The organism is 'Nostoc azollae' 0708 (assembly GCF_000196515.1).
Classification (GTDB): Bacteria; Cyanobacteriota; Cyanobacteriia; order Cyanobacteriales; family Nostocaceae; genus Trichormus_B; species Trichormus_B azollae.
The window spans coordinates 106539-123452 of sequence record NC_014248.1 but is presented as its reverse complement, the minus strand read 5'-3'; the positions used below and the strand labels follow the sequence as shown (position 1 = coordinate 123452).

General features: G+C 38.8%; 15 protein-coding genes, 1 pseudogene and 1 riboswitch. Of the genes and pseudogenes, 6 read left to right on the top strand and 10 right to left on the bottom strand.

Features of this window, described 5'->3' with window-relative positions:
• Positions 1-529: 529 nt before the first annotated feature.
• Positions 530-3400, bottom strand: coding sequence for a glycerol-3-phosphate acyltransferase (locus AAZO_RS00620; RefSeq protein ID WP_013189796.1), 2871 nt, complete (start codon positions 3398-3400; stop codon positions 530-532).
• 164 nt (positions 3401-3564) lie between these two features.
• Positions 3565-3789 carry a hypothetical protein gene (locus tag AAZO_RS00615; RefSeq protein WP_144031216.1) on the bottom strand — a complete coding sequence of 75 codons (225 nt, stop codon included), beginning with the start codon at positions 3787-3789 and terminating at the stop codon, positions 3565-3567.
• Positions 3790-3982: 193 nt separating this feature from the next.
• Here AAZO_RS00615 and AAZO_RS00610 point away from each other — a divergent pair, with 193 nt between their 5' ends.
• Positions 3983-4942 carry an SGNH/GDSL hydrolase family protein gene (locus tag AAZO_RS00610; protein WP_041638967.1) on the top strand — a complete coding sequence of 320 codons (960 nt, stop codon included), beginning with the start codon at positions 3983-3985 and terminating at the stop codon, positions 4940-4942.
• A 65-nt stretch (positions 4943-5007) separates the two neighbouring features.
• On the opposite strand, the gene AAZO_RS00605 is transcribed toward AAZO_RS00610, so the two are convergent.
• A complete protein-coding gene (locus AAZO_RS00605) occupies positions 5008-5631 on the bottom strand; it encodes a hypothetical protein (protein WP_013189793.1) in 624 nt (207 codons plus the stop codon).
• A gap of 246 nt (positions 5632-5877) precedes the next feature.
• Here AAZO_RS00605 and AAZO_RS00600 point away from each other — a divergent pair, with 246 nt between their 5' ends.
• The 5 genes from AAZO_RS00600 to AAZO_RS34670 all read left to right on the top strand — a co-directional run bounded on the left by AAZO_RS00600 (position 5878) and on the right by AAZO_RS34670 (position 7744).
• A complete protein-coding gene (locus AAZO_RS00600; RefSeq protein WP_013189792.1) occupies positions 5878-6426 on the top strand; it encodes a pentapeptide repeat-containing protein in 549 nt (182 codons plus the stop codon).
• A gap of 341 nt (positions 6427-6767) precedes the next feature.
• Positions 6768-6950, top strand: coding sequence for a hypothetical protein (locus AAZO_RS28095; RefSeq protein WP_081462669.1), 183 nt, complete (start codon positions 6768-6770; stop codon positions 6948-6950).
• A 12-nt stretch (positions 6951-6962) separates the two neighbouring features.
• A complete protein-coding gene (locus AAZO_RS34675; protein WP_187289573.1) occupies positions 6963-7112 on the top strand; it encodes a hypothetical protein in 150 nt (49 codons plus the stop codon).
• Positions 7113-7398: 286 nt separating this feature from the next.
• Positions 7399-7590 carry a hypothetical protein gene (locus AAZO_RS25560; protein ID WP_049790491.1) on the top strand — a complete coding sequence of 64 codons (192 nt, stop codon included), beginning with the start codon at positions 7399-7401 and terminating at the stop codon, positions 7588-7590.
• Positions 7580-7744 (top strand): hypothetical protein, encoded by a 165-nt coding sequence (locus AAZO_RS34670; protein ID WP_187289572.1) that lies wholly within the window; start codon positions 7580-7582, stop codon positions 7742-7744. The genes AAZO_RS25560 and AAZO_RS34670 overlap by 11 nt, the downstream gene beginning before the upstream one ends.
• Positions 7745-8178: 434 nt before the next feature.
• Here the strand turns inward: AAZO_RS34670 and AAZO_RS28090 are convergent, their stop codons facing one another.
• The 7 genes and pseudogenes from AAZO_RS28090 to cobG all read right to left on the bottom strand — a co-directional run bounded on the left by AAZO_RS28090 (position 8179) and on the right by cobG (position 15995).
• Entirely contained in the window at positions 8179-8319 is a 141-nt protein-coding gene (locus tag AAZO_RS28090) for a hypothetical protein (RefSeq protein ID WP_081462884.1), read from the bottom strand.
• On the bottom strand, positions 8289-8516 hold the full coding sequence (locus AAZO_RS34665) for a transposase family protein (protein ID WP_041638958.1): 228 nt from the start codon (positions 8514-8516) through the stop codon (positions 8289-8291). The genes AAZO_RS28090 and AAZO_RS34665 overlap by 31 nt, the downstream gene beginning before the upstream one ends.
• Before the next feature lie 1196 nt (positions 8517-9712).
• Positions 9713-10997: pseudogene (locus tag AAZO_RS00585) on the bottom strand (IS701 family transposase).
• A gap of 552 nt (positions 10998-11549) precedes the next feature.
• Positions 11550-12995: a precorrin-3B C(17)-methyltransferase gene (gene cobJ, locus AAZO_RS00580; protein WP_013189790.1), complete on the bottom strand. Its 1446-nt coding sequence runs from the start codon at positions 12993-12995 to the stop codon at positions 11550-11552.
• 149 nt (positions 12996-13144) lie between these two features.
• Positions 13145-13849: a precorrin-2 C(20)-methyltransferase gene (locus AAZO_RS00575; protein WP_013189789.1), complete on the bottom strand. Its 705-nt coding sequence runs from the start codon at positions 13847-13849 to the stop codon at positions 13145-13147.
• Positions 13846-14475, bottom strand: a complete 630-nt coding sequence (locus AAZO_RS00570) for a precorrin-8X methylmutase (RefSeq protein WP_013189788.1) — start codon at positions 14473-14475, stop codon at positions 13846-13848. The genes AAZO_RS00575 and AAZO_RS00570 overlap by 4 nt, the downstream gene beginning before the upstream one ends.
• Before the next feature lie 35 nt (positions 14476-14510).
• Entirely contained in the window at positions 14511-15995 is a 1485-nt protein-coding gene (gene cobG, locus AAZO_RS00565) for a precorrin-3B synthase (protein ID WP_013189787.1), read from the bottom strand.
• Between the two features lie 37 nt (positions 15996-16032).
• Positions 16033-16237: riboswitch (cobalamin riboswitch) on the bottom strand.
• Positions 16238-16914 lie beyond the last annotated feature (677 nt).

Genomic DNA, 16914 nt, shown 5'->3' with positions numbered 1-16914 from the left:
ACAGGAATCTATGTTTTCAACTGTTAGCAATGAACAATGAGAAAATTTTATAAAAATGCCAATTTGGCAACCATCCTCTAATGAAATAAGTTAAATTAAATCAGACAAACGAAAGTAAAGAAGTTGTTAAAAGGTTAAACAAATTAACAATTCAATCTTGTTATGATTGTCGAATCAATATATAATAGAATTAGCGTTTGCTGCAATAGGAATATCCATTGAGTAGAGGCGTTATCGTTAAACTGTAAATTACCCCCCCTAATTAACGATTAGTGTTATATGTATGTTCCTGAATCGCTTCAGCAGCAAATAGTAGAGTGGGAGTGAATGGCGCTTGATAATGCCTCCTCCCACTCTCTTTTTTTGGGGGTGAATTTCGCGTAATCGCACTTCGTTTGTCTCTTTCAGAGAAACTTCAGGCATCAGCAGTCAGCTTTTTCCGACTAACGCCAAAAATATCTATTTGATAATTAACCATTTCTCAAACATTCTGACTCCTGACTCCTGACTCCTTAATTCTTACAGGTTATTAGGTGAAGAATTCCTGGAGTTCTACAATACCCTTTGAGCCATCAATTTTGACTTGTTGACCATCTTGGAGTAGATAAGTAGCACCACGGACATCCATAACTGCGGGAATGCCGTATTCACGGGCGACTATTGCGCCATGTGACAGTTTACCACCGGCCTCTGCAATTATGCCTCCGGCTCTGACTAATATTAGAGCCCAGCCTGAATCTGTATAAGGTACGACAAGAATTGTCCCTTTATCAATTTCACCTACTTCTTGTAAATTTCTCAATACTTTGACTAGTCCGGTGGCTTGACCTTGACTGGCGGGAATGCCTAGTAAGATATTATCAGCGCTATCAATTGGTGAGTCGATGGGGTGGGGAGGATTATAACCATATACCAGTGGGGGAATTTGAGTAATCTGGCTGTCTTGGTTAAATTGTGATCGCCTGTTTGCTACTTTTTCGGAAACTTGATTTCTCAAAGCTGGATCTGCTTCTGCTGCTAAACGCCGCACTTCACCTAATTTTAAAAAGAAGATATCCCCTGGCTGTTGCAATACACTACTCTGTAACCAAATCTTTTCTAAAGCTAAAAAAGTCCAGCGTAATTCAGCTAACAAGCGAGAATAAATTTCTGTGACTCGTCCTTTGAGATCCACTCGCTTTTGTACAAAACCTTGGTGACGCTTTTTTGACCCATCCTGATTTGGTGGTTCGTTTCCTTGCACCAACTGGATAAATAATTGTCTGACTATGTGAGGCTGTTCTTTCCATCTGGAAACGGAAATATCTGTTCCTACCTCGCTTAAATAGCCGTAATCTTCGACAATTTCTTGAAATTCATACAAGATTTTTTCGCCCTCTGGAGTTTCTGCCAATTGTTCGAAAACTCTTGCTGGGTCTATGTCTGGTAAGATTTCTTTGGCATCTGCGGCTAAAAGACTGAGCGATCGCAATGATGAAACTTCTGGTGTAATACTATGATCAATTTGCTCATCTTTCACCCCCGTAGCTGCTTGACGAATTGCTGCACTCAAGGGCGATAAAATACTGTAATAAGTAGCTTGGTTGAGCAAATCTAGAACTAAGTCAACTCTAGTTAATAACTGGTTTGGTGATAATTCCTCAATTAATTCATTTGCTAACCTTGTCAACCCAGGAATAAATCGGTGACGGTAATCTTGTTTAAATTGATTTTCTAAACAGATTTCTCGCTGTAGTAACTTTGTCAGTCCTGGCAAATTCTCCCAGGTGGAAGCTAGAGGTGGTTTACTCATTTTTGTATCTCTGGTTAAAAACTCCAGACTTTCAGGTGGTAAACCCATTTCCAGAAAAATCTCTCCTAAGAAAGAAGCATTAAAATACGCTCTGGAGTAATGCAGAGTTGCCATTTTACTAAAGTCTGACTCGCGGGTGCGATCGCCTAATACTAGGGTAAAAATTTCTCCCCACATCCCACAAGTTAAGGGCAAATTAATTGACCAAGTTAAGGGATGAATCACTCCAGGAATCACTTCAGCAGCAATTTTTCTTGTCCAAATGGGCAGTAAAGTGGTAATTGGTCGTGCTTGTAATACCCAAAGATTTTGTCCATCATAACTCCACTCCACATCTTGAGGTATGCCGTAATAACGTTTTTCCAGTATCCGGGCTAGGTATGCTACTTGCTTAATTAATGGTTGGGGAATTTTTCCTTCTCCCTCAAATTTAAGAGTAGATAGCTTGTCTTCACCCACGACAAAAACACGATATTGTTCTGGGGTAACTTTTCCTGAAACCACTTGTGAGGCGCTACCAGAAACAGCTTCAATGACTACAGCATCACCTTGTTGGGCGATGGGATCACGGCTGAAAGCCACACCAGAAAATACACTCTGGACTTGTGGTTGAATGAGTACCGCCATAGCTTCATCTTTGGCATGGCGATCACGTCTATATTGAACAGCAGCAGGATTATTATAGGAGGCTTGGACTTGTGTGATCGCTTCTTCTAATTCCTGTTTACTCGTTACATTCAAAATAGTTGCGTACTGTCCAGCTCCAGAAGCTTGTTCTGAGTCTTCCCCAATAGCTGAAGAACGGACTACCAACGGTGAAAGTGTGGATGGTTGGAGAAAATCAATCAGAACCACAGGATTATCAAAAGGTGCAAGTATCCATCCTTTGGGAACTGGATAACCCCAGCGTTTAATTTGTGATAATGTCGAGGCCTTGGCTCCAAATATTTCTGGTTCTAATTCCTCATCCAGGGTGATAATTCCCTGCTCACCACTATTTAAATATGCCATGACCTGCTGTGTTTCCCCCTCAGCCTCTTGTACTGGCAAGTCCATATCATCAGGGATTTCTTTGTAAATCCAGCCAATTAACCCTGCTAGGGTAAATACTGCCACTATTCTGGGCAAATCATTGGAGTAGAGGACAGCTACCAGCAGAGGAAGCAGAATCAATACCCCAAATTTGATCGTCTCTCTAGACCGCACAAACATCAAACCAATAGCTGCTACTAAAGTGACAAAGCCGGCAATGAGGGGATCATGCATCAAAAATCCCCAAACGACATTTGTTGTCCCTGCGCCTCTCCCTAAAGCATATCTACCTATAACTAAGGCAATCAGCGCAATCAATTCCCAAAATGAACCTGTGGGAAAGAAAAGACGAGAAATTAGTACCGCCGCAATGCCTTTGAAACCTTCAGACAGCACTGCCAAAATACCCACCAATTTGCCGCCGTGATAAAAAGCAGCAGACACACTAATATTACGTGTACCTATTTGTGCTAATCGCTTACCCTTGAGAGCGTAGCTAATCCAAGCGATTAGCGGCATTGCCCCTAAGAGTGGGCAAGTAATTAAAATAACTAATAAACCCCAGAGATGAAACATTTATTGTTTAATGTGAATTTTAGACCTATCTTCTATCTGAAATTGTCAATTAGAAATATAAATTTTGATAAAAATTTTTTTGATAGTTTGATTGCTTGGTTTATGGACACTAAGCAGACACGGAAATCCTTGTTGCCAGTGTCCTCCCATCTGATCAATTGATTCTAACTCAGCGCATAGGCAGATTGCAACGCCCACAAAATAAGTGCTGCTATTGACCCCAAAAGTAATACGGTAGAAACAGTAACTACTTTTGGTGAATCTGCGCCTTCAAATTTCATAATTCCGCGATTTAAGTCGGACATACCTTTGTAAGCCTCCTTTGTTACATTAACTACTCTGTCAGTTTTGATTGTAGTTCTTCTATCAGTCAATGATGTTAAATTCACATTATGATTTTCTTTAAGCTTTGCAACGTTCTCTCATAGAAATAGGGTGTGAGGCGTGGGGTATGGGGTGTAGGGGAAAATAGGGAATAGGTAAAAGTCGTGTAATTTTGACTTTTAACTTTGTATTTCTCTCCTGCCGCCACTTAGCAATGTAAATGCATAAAATAATACTTTCTCTTAAGTAATATTGCAGGTGAAAGTAGTGCTGATGGTAATTTTGGCGGTACTGGTGGGGCTGTTTGTAGCAATAGAAATAGGATTGCGCTCGCTATTTGGTTTTGGTAATCCTCTGATTTACATTGGTGATGAAAAAATTGGTTATTTATTAGCACCAAATCAGCAAACTTACCGTTTTGGGAGTCGGATTGAAATTAATGAATTTTCCATGCGGAGTGGAAAAATATCCAAAATACCTGCACCCGGAACATTCAGAGTTTTACTATTAGGTGATTCTATCGCTAACGGTGGTTGGTGGACTGATCAAAAAAATACAATTTCTCATTTGCTGATGAATTCTTTAACTCAGAGTAGTAATTATCAGCAAATTGAAGTTTTAAATGCTTCTGCTAACTCTTGGAGTCCCCGCAATGAATTGGCATATTTACAAAAATTTGGTACTTTTCAATCTCAAAACATAGTATTATTAATTAATACAGACGATTTATTTGGAACTGCACCGACTTCTTTACCAGTAGGAAGAGATAAGAATTATCCAGATCGTAAACCACCACTGGCAATTGTGGAAGTATTACAGCGTTACACCTTTAAACAAAAGGCAATTCCCGAACTAGAAGCTTTGTATCCAGAAGGAGGCGATCACGGGAGTATAATCCTTGAAGCAATTGGTAATATTCAAACCTTAACTCAAGCCAATAATAGTCAACTAATTGTAGCTATGACTCCCTTACTACGGGAATTAAACGCCAAGGAAAAAAGACATTATGAAATTGTCGCTCGTCAGCGTCTGTGGGATTTTGTGACAGAGAATAAAATAAACTACATAGATTTTTTACCTATATTTCAAGCCAATACTAATCCAAAAAGCTTGTATCATGACCACATTCATCTTAATTTACAAGGTAATCAGTTTGTGGTTGATGTAATTGAGAAATCACTGTTAGAAAGCTTGGGGGAAAATAGCACAACACATTAAAGCAGAAAACAAGAAATAGCGTAAATTTATGTACCTGAAAATTACTGTAAATTATCTGAAGATGTCTAATTAGGGTTTGCTTTAATCCAAATTGCCAAACCTCCACCACGACCACGGGCGGCTATAAAATCTTCAGTTAGTAAAAAGAAAGCAAAAAATGGTAATTTAGCTATAGGTTGATTGTCAAAATCTAAAGTTTGAGTTTTACCAGAACGTATTTGACGGTTGTAAACAACGCGATCAGAAAAACTGATTTGCATCTGGGTAAAATCAAATGCTAATAAATTCTTGTTACCTAAATATTTTGCAGGGCCATTCAAGTTTAATAATATCGAGCCTAATTGTACCTGATTACCAATTTCACCTCTATCTAAAACTTGTTCTGTAATGATACTAAAGGAAATATGTACTGATGTAAATCTAGGCACATAAAAGCCCTTACCTAAAACAATTCCTCCCCGCTTCCTGATTTTTTTAGTACCAGTAACAAAGCACAGCCGCCATTTACCCATTAGAGAGTCAAAAGGATAATTTAGTCGTTGTTGCTTGGCATATTTTTCTGCTTGTAGTAAAGCATTTACCACTACATCAGCCTTAGGAGGTTTGCTTCCTTCTCGATATGCAATCGCAGTTTGGGAGAGAATGCTATGAAAATCAGGGGTAATGCTAGATGTTAAATCAGTCGTCATAAGCATATTTTTTCGCTTTTTCCATAGTCTTAATAGATTTTACCCTGAACTTCTTCCATAGCTATAAAACCATAGCTATAAAAATAGATGCCTCGTCAGCTATAGATGCCATAGTATTAAGTTAAGTATCTTTCCATTAAGCAAAGATTCAAAATCTAAAAATCTTTAGCACAATAGAATAACCCGATTGTATTGAATTTGGTTTGAGGCACTTTCAACTCACCTATAAATAGGACGAGGTGAACTATGGATACTATCAGCTTTCTGAATGAATATAAATCAGGACAGCGAAATTTTCAGGGCGTAACTTTGCATCAAGCAAAGCTAACCAAAGCAGAATTAACTGGTGTAAATTTATCTGAAGCTGACCTTAGTGGTGCTGACCTAAGCGAAGCTAACTTGAGTAAATGTAACCTAGCCAGAGCCAATTTAACCAATGCTGACCTCAGTCAAGCCAATTTACACAGTGCAAACTTAAGTGAAGTAAATTTGATTGGTGCGGACTTAATGAAAGCCAACCTCCTCGATGCTAACCTCAGTCGTGCAGATTTGCGTGGTGCAAATTTAATGTGGGCAAATTTACTGGGTGCAAACCTCAGCGAAGCAGAAATGAGTGGTGCTGTTTTAAGTGGTGCTAATCTCCGCGCAGCCAATTTAATTGGTAGCAATATCAATGAATCAGAATTCAATGATACAGAATTAGCAGAAGCAATCATTACTGAACTAGAGATGACTGGTGAAATTTTGCATATGGGTTTATCCCATCAATGGATAACTTGGGCTGGAAGTTATTGATATTTTTAGGGAAATGGGTTTTATGAGTTATTAGTTATACTAGAGACGTCCGAAAATTTAGAAAGGAGTCTGTGTCTAGCTCTCCATAGTGTTAAGATTAGGAAAGAGCCAAGGAAAGAATCAGGGTTGGGAATAGTTACGGATAGTTCCTATCCATGAAGATGTTGATGACTAATTCATAACTGACCTCATATCCATAACATTTATGAAATGGGCAAAACTAATGAACCAATTCCTAATGTGACTAAACCACAAATAGTAGGAATTACTTGTGAGTAAATTCGGGAATTCAGGTGGTGGGGTATTGAAAAGTGTGATAGGAGAGGCAGAATATAGCAGTTATGGAAAAGAAGCTGCCACCAAAACTAGACAGCAAGATATTGAAGCAGTTGGGAACAGAGCAACTGGTAGAAATCATTATTGACCAGGGGAAAAGTATAGAGAACCTAAGAAATAGAGTAGTAGAACTGGAAAAAGAAATAGAGAAACTCAAAGTCAGTAGAGATTTAGAAACCATAACATGATCCAAAGCACCCTTGGGAGACATCCTCAAAGAAACCGAGAACAAACAACAAGAGAAACCAGAAGAGAACCAGACACGAAAACGGAAACCAGGAGGACAACCAGGGCATAGGGGAAAAAGGAGAAAGGTGTTTGGTGGAGTAGATAGAATAGATTTGAGATAGTGGGACGGCAAGTGTGTGGATGGTGAGGTCAGAGGCAATTGTTTGGCGAACCAATAAGAATCCAAACACAACAAGTAGGGGACTTGGTGGACAGGCCAATGGAAGTGGACTTGCAGTGTGTGTGGGGAAACACAAAGGGTACACTGGTCAGCAGAGATAGTACGGATACAACATATAGAAATCACAGGACAAGCTTTTTTGGGATGGATCAATAACTAGGGCCATTGACCCTATGAGAAAGAATACTTCTTGTTGTGGGAACTGGGTCAAATAGAAATTGGTTAGAGTGGGAACATTAGTAGGTACCAATGAAGGAATAGATGGTCCAGTGGCTCAAAGTATTCATAGCCTCAAACAGTGGATAAAACAAACCCAGCCTCATATCCTTGGGGATGAAACACCCTGGGTACTCAAAGGGGTGAAACAATGGTTATGGATTTTTGCCAATAGTGACTTCCCTTTATTTCATGGGTCCTGATACTCCTTGTCCTGGCGAATTAGAATCCATTGTGGGTTCAAGTTACTCTGGTGTACTCAGTTCTGATGACTTTACTGCCTATAACGATTATGCGGTCACAGCTCAACAGAAATGTCAGGCACATCTACCCTACCCCGTTACTTCAAGACACTAATCAAGATTCCTGGCTTCAATCACCAAGAAATTGGCACAAAATTCATGGACCTCATAGATGAAGGTTTTAAAAACTACCCTTTATTCCAACAAACCCAAAACCTTCATGAATTCTTGACTTGCCCATCCTAGTTTCAACCAAAAGTTGAATCTTCCATTCATTCATTGATCAAGCCCCAGGGGAACCTGGTAAACTTTTACCTTCCTTAGGCAATAGACCTTGATCATAATTTAGCTGAACTAAGGTTAGGTTTAGGAGTGACACAACGAAAGGTCTGTGGTGGTTCTCTTTCTCTGGAGCTCTTCTAACATACTGCCAATTTATTGACGATTATACAAACTTGTCGCCGTCAAGCACTTTCTCTAATTGAGTTTTTTGACCAACCTATGAAAGCCATGGATCACTCTGCTTTCCATACACCTTCTTTCATCCCTCTACCTTAGACCTGAATCCTTACATCTGACTAAACCACAAATAGTAAGAATTACCTGTGAGTAAATTGGGGAATTCAGGGGAAATCGTTGTTGAGGTACCCGGAATATTTTTACAAGTCTAATGACCTGTTCAACAAAAATACCCTTGGTGGAAAACTCTTTGTTTCCTGCCTTTTGTTCTGAGTCGCTATGGCATAATCGCTATCATGTTTTTCTACTTGTTCAAGGAGACTAGTAGGCAAAACATTTCGTAATATCTCTAGCCAGTAATGAAATGTGTCCTTTGCTTCCGTTTTCGATATACCGAAATGCAAACCTAAAACATCAAATGTTGGCATTTTCCTCCAATAGAACAAGCATAGACATACCTGTTATTTTATCTCTAGTTTCCCTTTCCTCCCTGCTCCTTTCTGATTTCTACCTATGTTTTTACTTTCTATGTTACCTTGAAGTTTCTTATGCTGCATTTCAGCTTGGGCTAACAAGTCTTGAAACTGATGGTTAGTTATTCCCAGTATTTGTTTTCTACGATGTGGATATTCTTGAATATAGTTAATTTAGTGGATTTTTCCTTTTGGTATACCCTCAAAATTCCCCTCTACCATTTTTTAAAACCAAGTTAATTTTCCTGACAGGTCTACTGCAAACGGGTGAAACTTGGACTTATGTCATACTGATAGCTTGCGTGGCGTAGCCATACGAAATTCAGTATAAGTGAATCCTCTAAGACCCTTTTACATCTTGCCTTTTGCCTTTTGCCTTTTGCCTGGCTACACAAGTAAATATGGCTTACCCCACGCAAGCTATCAATAATCAAATCGGATTCCTATAGCTAATGTCAGTATTTATCTATGAAATCAATAATAGTAGATTTGGGGATTTACTGATAGGCGCAGAAAATAGGGAAGAACACAACTTATTGTATACATAATCTTTAAGGGCAAAGCCTAGGCTGCGGCAATAAAAATCAAATATAAGTTCTATATTGCTGATAATTAATTAAGATTTTCGGACATAACTCTCTTGGTTATGTCTTTTTCTTTTGGTAACCTAAAAAAAGCTAGATGTCGATACAACATAAGTAGGTGGGTGTTAAGAATTGTCGTTATGACAAGGCAATAGGAAAGAGGTTTTGATAAATTTTCCTTTTCGTTACATACTTCTCTGCGAGAAGTCGCTGCGCGTCTACTGTTTTCCCGTACCTTTCTACTTACTTCTTTGTCAAGAAGTTTAAAATATAAATTAACTTGGATAAAGAGTGAGAAATCTGGTACTTTAGGTAACTAGTATTTAGACTAAATGTACTTTAATATTTATTTTTAACTCAAAATATTAAAGTACATTTATAAAAAAATGTCCGCAATAGCGGACATATGTCAGGGCTTCTGTCACTTTTATTGGCTACAATCATGTCTGTAACATGATGCTTTTATTGTTGATGATAGAAAGCAAAAGATCAAGTGTTTTTAATCATTTACATAGACATAATTACTTGATTTATATCTCTTTATCTCTAACGGGACGTAAACAAAAATCAAGCCCAAATGTAGCCCAAACTGTCTTGATAAGAAGGAAACACGTCTGGATTCAAGTTGAACCAATCAATAAATAGAAAAGATATGGCTGTTCTAAACCCTTCTAAAGCTTGAGTAAAAGTATTCAAAGGTTTCTTAGCCCACCTTGGTCTTAATCCTCCAGTCCACTGATGGCAAATAATAAAAGTGTAGGCACAGAAAACCAAAATAAAATAGCGCAGTCAACTGCTGTTATCTCAAACTTGATATTCGTTGAGTCCTAACCATCCCTTGGCTTCCCTGTAAAAAACTTATACCCAATTTCTTTGAGAATATCTATCAACTATCCATTGGGGTGTGACAATTGATGAAGAAACATTGGTAATAAAGTAGTCCATATCAGTGGCTTGAGTAGTCCATATAAGTGGCTTGAGAGGAAGTAGAAGTGTTGATGAATATAGCAATATTGCCCTTTCCACTTAAGGCTGATATTTCTACTTCTTTAGTTACTACCCATAATGTTTTGGGTTGATATAACTGCAGTTGAATGTCTGTAAAAGCCTCTTGGGGTAAACTTTGTGCTAATTCATCTAACCTAATTATTTGTGGACTATCCTCTTGCTCACTGGCAAGGACTTTGGGGTTTTTAGCTAATCCTCCTCAATACTTTCAATGCCGATTTTCTATCTTTAATAAGAAAGATTTATTGTGGCTATATCCAGCATCTATAATTACTATTCCTGGTTGATAACCACGGCTTAAGGTCAGATGTATTAATTTAATTCCTAACTCAGGTTTATTCTCAAATATAGGGTCTTGTTTCCCTTTGGGTCAAGAATCACCGTGGTGATCTAACTCTATATCTAATGGTAAGCTTTTACTGCCATCATAATAGATGTGTTGTTACTACTACTCCATTATCCCTTTTCCCAATTTCTGCAATATTATATTGTCTTCCTACTCCATCCCTAAAATTCCCGCTTTTTCTATGGACAGAATCATCAATTATTAAGCTAAATCCTCTGGTGATTCTCCTCTGACTACACTTGTTCATAATCTCTAACCGACGGTCATTGACTTGGGAACTGGACTAAGGTGCTGCAGTTAAAAAGTGGTGTCATCGGTGGTAGGTCACCCCTAGGGCATTCTCTGCCATTTGAAATAGGTTTTTTCTCTCACTTTCACCCAATCATCCCCCTAAATAATGTCTAAACTCTCTTCTTTCCCCTTTATGAGTAAATACATCATCAAATGACACCATCTTTCAAACCATGGTGCCATTGCTGGGGCAGTGGTTTCTTTCATCAGCTTCTTTTAACGTGAAAGCTACACCAAAACCGCATTATACTCCTTTTTACTCCTAACTTTTGTTTAAGTCCCGATATTAATTTCTCAAACTTGTTCGATTTTTTGATTTATATACAACAGTTTTCATCTATAGCAAGTAACATATAAAAGAATTGAAAGTCTATTTGTGTCTAAGTTTTATCAATATCTACGGCTTCGAAAAAGGGATACATGTTGATGTCCTCAGCACCTTGGTGGTTGCTTTATTTAGACCATATCCTGAATAGATCTATTCCTTTGCAACTGACACAGTATCGCGTGAAATCTCAAAATGTGGTTTATTTATCCGAAAATAGCTGTATTTAGTTTATACAGTTGGAATCCGGAAGGTGAGTCATATCACAAGTTAGAAAAATCATCAATTTCGTTTGAGACATAAAAACTGGATTTATGCCTTTGCGCTCTCAAAAATTATGATATTTTTAAATATAAAAGGTAAAGGTGGTCAGGTATGTAAGCCCTAAGAATATATTGTTATTCCTGGGGCTTTATTTATGGATGAACTTGCACTCACATTTGGTAACGACGCGGCGTATAAACCCAAAGATTACTATCACTGGTTTGCACTTGCCGAGTTTGGGAAGAACCAACAATAATCAAGGTTCGCATATCAGCATCATTTGGTTCTAACTGTTCAAGAGTAATTACTTTAATCACTTGTCGAGGTCTACCAATATTTCGCCCTAATATTACTGGAGTATCTGGTTTTCTGTACCGAAGTAAGATACTTTTAGCTTCTGATACTTGCCAAGTACGTTCTTTAGAAACAGGATTATAAAAAGCAATAACAAAATCGCCTTGGGCTGCTGCTGCAATACGTTGAGTGATAATTTCCCAAGGTTTTAAAATGTCAGATAGAGAAATCGCACAGAAATCATGCCCTAATGGTGCCCCAATGGCTGCTGCGGTGGCTTGCATGGCGGAGATTCCAGGGGCAACTTGAATATCAATATTTTGCCATTCTGGTTTGTTGTAGCGGTCTAAAACCTCAAAAACTGCGGTAGCCATTGCATAGATACCTGGGTCTCCAGAAGAAACTACTACCACGTATTTTCCTTGGGCTGCTAAGTCTAGGGCAAATTTTGCTCTTGCTTCTTCTTCTCGATTATCAGACTCATGGCGATTTTTGCCATCTGCTAAAGCACCAATTAAATTGATATAGGTTTTATAACCGACTAAATCACTAGCAGCATGGAGAATTTCTTTGACTTCGGGAGACATCCACTTTAATGCACCTGGACCAGTCCCAATGATGGCTAATTTTCCTCGTGGTTGGTCAATGGTTTCTGAGGAGAGGATATTTTGGGGAGAAATGTCTGCTGGTATTTTTTGAGGGTAATAAACTAAACAGTTCGGTTGAGGAGTCCCCAAATTTTCAGTAATCTGAATAGTCAACTCTCCATTTGGGTCTATTGGTAATTTACTTTCAATCAACCAAGGGGCTTTTCCTTCTAATTTAACTTTTGCCCCTGCTAATAAATCAGCAATGAATTTTTTCCCATCTTCTGGGTTAGCTAAATGATAGCCAGCGGGAGGAGATAATAAAGCTGTGTGAAAACGCAAATCTCCTGTGGTTGTAATTGCGGCTTTCACATTTAATGCTTCTGCAATTTGACGCGCTAAATCATTTACTCCACTCAGTCCACCCAATAGGGGTACTACCGCACTCCCATCTTCAGCTACGGCTAATACTGGAGGTTCTTGTCCTTTATCTGTAATTAGGGGTGCTAGAGTTCTAATAAGAATTCCGGCTGCACAAATGCCAATTAAAGGCGTTCCAGCAGGGAACAGTTCCCGCACAGTGTCCCCAAAGTTCTGGAAACTCACATCAACATCTGAGGTGCGACTTGCTAAACCATACAATTTCGCACCTGGAAATATGCTGGTGATCTTACGACCTACAATTAAACTATTCTGACTCAGTATGAGTATGGCAGGTGCAACCCTTGTTTTCATGAGTACCTAGAAAATTCACAATTTAAAATTACAACTAGGGGAGATGGGGGAGTATGGAGAGTCTAATATATTACTTCTATATTACTTCCTGTCTTCTGCCTCCTGATAGCGCAGCGTGGGGTAAGCCATACTCCTTTTTTCTTCCAAGTTCACAATTTCTGCTTCGTTGGTATGACAATCATAGAGAAATAAGGAACATCATCTGGGTTCACTTCATCTAGAGGCACAATTCTTTGTTGTGTCATTGTCGCCCTTTCAATATATTTAGCCCGTGATGCTAATCCTAATTGATGTAGGATATCCCGAACTTTTGCGAAATTGCGACCCAGTTTCATAATTGCTGCTGCATCTGTAGCTAATAAATGTGAGGTTAGCATTTCTGTGGGCAAGGTGGCTGGTAAAACTGTGAGAATATCGTTGTAGTAGGTAAAGGGTACACCTAATGATACTGGACAGGCCATGAGTGAAGAAACACCTGGAACAACTTCCGTTTGATATTCGTCTGATAAACGAGTAAAAATGTACATAAAAGAACCGTAAAAAAACGGGTCTCCTTCACACAGAACTACCACATCTCGACCTGCTGCCAAATGTTCGGCGATGGGTTGAACTTCTTGGTCGTAAATGGATTTGGCTTTTTCTGGTTCTAAGGCACGGGGCAGATGAAATAAAACTTCAACCTGATTTTCTGGTAAGTATTGTGACGCTATTTTCCTAGCGATACTGTCCTTATCTATTGCTGATTGATAGGCAATGACAGGGGCAGTTCGTAATAATCGCAGTGCTTTTAGTGTCAATAGTTCTGGATCTCCGGGGCCTACACCAATACCATATAAACGACCTTTTGAGTTCATATTTCTTCCTCTGTTGCTAGGGCATTAATGGCAGCAGCTGCGATCGCACTCCCGCCCCGTCGTCCATGTAAAGTTAAAAATGGTACATTGCGGCTATTTGCAGCCAAGGCGGCTTTTGATTCTGCTGCACCCACAAACCCCACAGGAAAGCCCAATATTAATGAGGGACGTGGCACTCCCTCATCAAGAATTTCTAATAACCGGAATAAGGCTGTAGGTGCATTACCTATCGCGATAATTGCACCATCTAAATGAAAACGCCATAATTCTAAAGCTGCTGCTGACCTTGTATTTGACAAGCGTTTCGATATTGTTGGCACTTCTGGATCATTGATTGTGCAGATAACTCGGTTATTGGCAGGTAATCTTTTTCTAGTCACCCCTTCAGCCACCATGTGACAATCACATAAAATCGGTGCGCCAGCGGCTAAGGCTTCTCTACCCGACTGCACAGCCGTTTGTGAATATTCTAAGTCAGAAAGAATATCCGTCATTCCACAGGCATGGATTAGACGTACCGCTACTTTAGCTACATCATCTGATAGAGCATCTAGGTTAGTTTCTGCCCGGATAATGGCGAAAGAGTTACGGTATATTTGGTTAGGATCGCGTATATAGTTAGACATAATTAATTGCTATGTGGTAATTGGTGATTGGTAATTTAACTAAATATTTGCAACAATTGAGATGTACCATAACGGTAGACAAATTCTCTAAATGACTCATCAAGGCTTAATCGTTGATATTGATAAATTTGCAACATTCTGGAAATCAGTTTTGGTAATTCAGTAAAGGTCACATATTCATATAATTGATAACCAAATTTTCGTAAAGTACCATCACTGACGTACACTTGATACCCTTCCAAAGATTTATCTTCTGCTTCAGAACTGACACCAATTAAAGTAATATCAGCTTGGTCGTGTTGAGCGCAAGATTTCACACAACCGCTGAAGTGAATATTAATTGGAGAATCTAGGGTGAGGTGGTTTTCGAGATATGCGGCTAGTGCTAAAGCATGGTCTTTAGTTTCCGTTGCGGAAGCAGCACAACCCCGTTTACCAGAACAGGCCACTAATGCACTATTGATATGAGTTGATGAGATATTTAACCCTAAGCTGGTAATCTCTTGTGTGACTTCAGCAATTTTATGCTGAGGAATATCAGTAATTAGTACATTTTGCCAAGGTGTTAACCTCAAATTACAACTACCATATTTTGTCGCTAAATTAGCTAAACCCCTCATTTGCAAACTTTCTAAACGTCCTAGAGGTAAAACTACACCTATATAGAATAAACCCGTCTGGCGTTGAGGATAAATACCAAGATGGTATAAGAAATTTTCCCTTTTAGGTTCTTGTGCAGTAAACAAGGAGTGGGAGAAAAATAATTTATCATCACAGACGGAATTATTCACCTTGAAATGTTGTTCAACTTCCTGTAGATATTGTTCTACACCCAACTCATTGATAACTTCCCGTAACCGGGGTTTACGGCGTAATTTTGCATCTGTATGTTGTAAGTAGACATCAGCTAAAGCCGCTAAAACAGGAATACATTCCTTTGGCTTTAACAAAATTCCTGTGTCTTGGGGTGGTTTTCCTTTTTCACCACAACTGAGATGCAATCGAAAATAAACATGATGAGTTTTTCCATCTCCATCGAGTAATTCGGCTGCTAAAGTGATATCATTCAGACAATTCTTAACCGCAACTTTTCCACCACCATCAAAACAAACGCTAAATTTAGCAGATAGTCCTGAAAAATGCGAATGTGCTGTAATATAGTTATCCCAAGCTTTAACCAGGGGACGAGTATCAGTTAACTCTTGCGTATCAATACCCGCAGTGGGACTAGTCATAATGTTGCGGATATGATCTACAGCGGTATTAACAGAACCTAAAGCTAACTCCTGTAAACTTTGGAGAACTTCAATATTTATCGCAGCTTTTATTTCGCGTATTTGCAGATTGGCGCGATTTGTTACATCAATATAGCCACCACCATAATTATCAGCTATGTTGGCAATCATCCCACACTGTTCACTAGTAAGGATTCCACCGGGAATTCTGATGCGAGACAACATCCCATCTTGAGCTGGTGTGGTGTAAAATAATCCTGGACAGGCGTAAAATGCAGACAGCAAAACTAATACTCCTTCCCCGTGCGACGCAGAGACAGAACTTGATCAATTTCTTAGCGTTGGCATTCTGACTTGGAAACTAGCAAGTAAAAGGCTGAATTAAATTCCATATTAAATTCCATTCTTTTGCTTTTTGCCCTTTACCCGTTGCCTTTTCTTCACAGCTGCGGCACAGTCCCGGAATTTAACCGGAGTTTCCCAACTCTAAGATTTAGAAGTTTAGCACGAGGGGGGATTTATCGGGTGGAGTATTTGGGAAACTACAATTTTTGAGTTTATATCGTTTGTTACTGTTGTGTAAATGAATTACATATTCTATTTTACGCATAGGCGCAGGAAGTAATACAAGAGTGTTGTTTAAACATATAAAAATTAATTGCTGAGAATTTGCTTTGGTTCTAGTTTTATCAATTAGCTGTGCTACTTCTGCTACCATTGCCTAAAGTTCAGGCTGAGTTCTGATAATTTTCTCAAGGCTTCTTTTAAACCCTAATTAATTTTGGTTTGGTGGAAACCCGAAATTTATATAGGAATCCAGTTTGATTCCTGCTCTCGTAGAGTGGCGTAGTCATAATTACTTATGTAGGCAGACACGAGGTGAAAGGATTGTGGAGGATTAATGGGTACTGAGTTCTGTTCAAAAATCAAATAAGAATATATCAGTAAACCACAAACTTTTGAAAAACAAGGTCCAAACAGGGGTTTCAGCCATTGTCAATGAGGAGTATTGACCATTGGTTTTAGAGGGATCTTAGAGCGAACGCTTCAAGGTAACTATGGATATCGTCTCAAATGCTCAACAAAATGTTGTTTTGTGATATCCCTGGCTTTAGCTGCAATCTCTACATGGTAAAGCTTATAAAAAACTTTTTGGGTTACTGAATATATACGATTTCTTTTATATTGTGATATATTTAAACTT

Excerpts from the sequence above, each read along its gene's own strand:
- AAZO_RS34665 (WP_041638958.1), bottom strand. The coding sequence starts at position 8,516 with ATGCCAACATTTGATGTTTTAGGTTTGCATTTCGGTATATCGAAAACG.
- cobJ (WP_013189790.1), bottom strand. The coding sequence starts at position 12,995 with ATGAAAACAAGGGTTGCACCTGCCATACTCATACTGAGTCAGAATAGT.
- AAZO_RS00570 (WP_013189788.1), bottom strand. The coding sequence starts at position 14,475 with ATGTCTAACTATATACGCGATCCTAACCAAATATACCGTAACTCTTTC.
- AAZO_RS00600 (WP_013189792.1), top strand. The coding sequence starts at position 5,878 with ATGGATACTATCAGCTTTCTGAATGAATATAAATCAGGACAGCGAAAT.
- AAZO_RS28095 (WP_081462669.1), top strand. The coding sequence starts at position 6,768 with ATGGAAAAGAAGCTGCCACCAAAACTAGACAGCAAGATATTGAAGCAG.
- AAZO_RS00605 (WP_013189793.1), bottom strand. The coding sequence starts at position 5,631 with ATGACGACTGATTTAACATCTAGCATTACCCCTGATTTTCATAGCATT.
- AAZO_RS34670 (WP_187289572.1), top strand. The coding sequence starts at position 7,580 with ATGGGTCCTGATACTCCTTGTCCTGGCGAATTAGAATCCATTGTGGGT.
- AAZO_RS00575 (WP_013189789.1), bottom strand. The coding sequence starts at position 13,849 with ATGAACTCAAAAGGTCGTTTATATGGTATTGGTGTAGGCCCCGGAGAT.
- AAZO_RS00620 (WP_013189796.1), bottom strand. The coding sequence starts at position 3,400 with ATGTTTCATCTCTGGGGTTTATTAGTTATTTTAATTACTTGCCCACTC.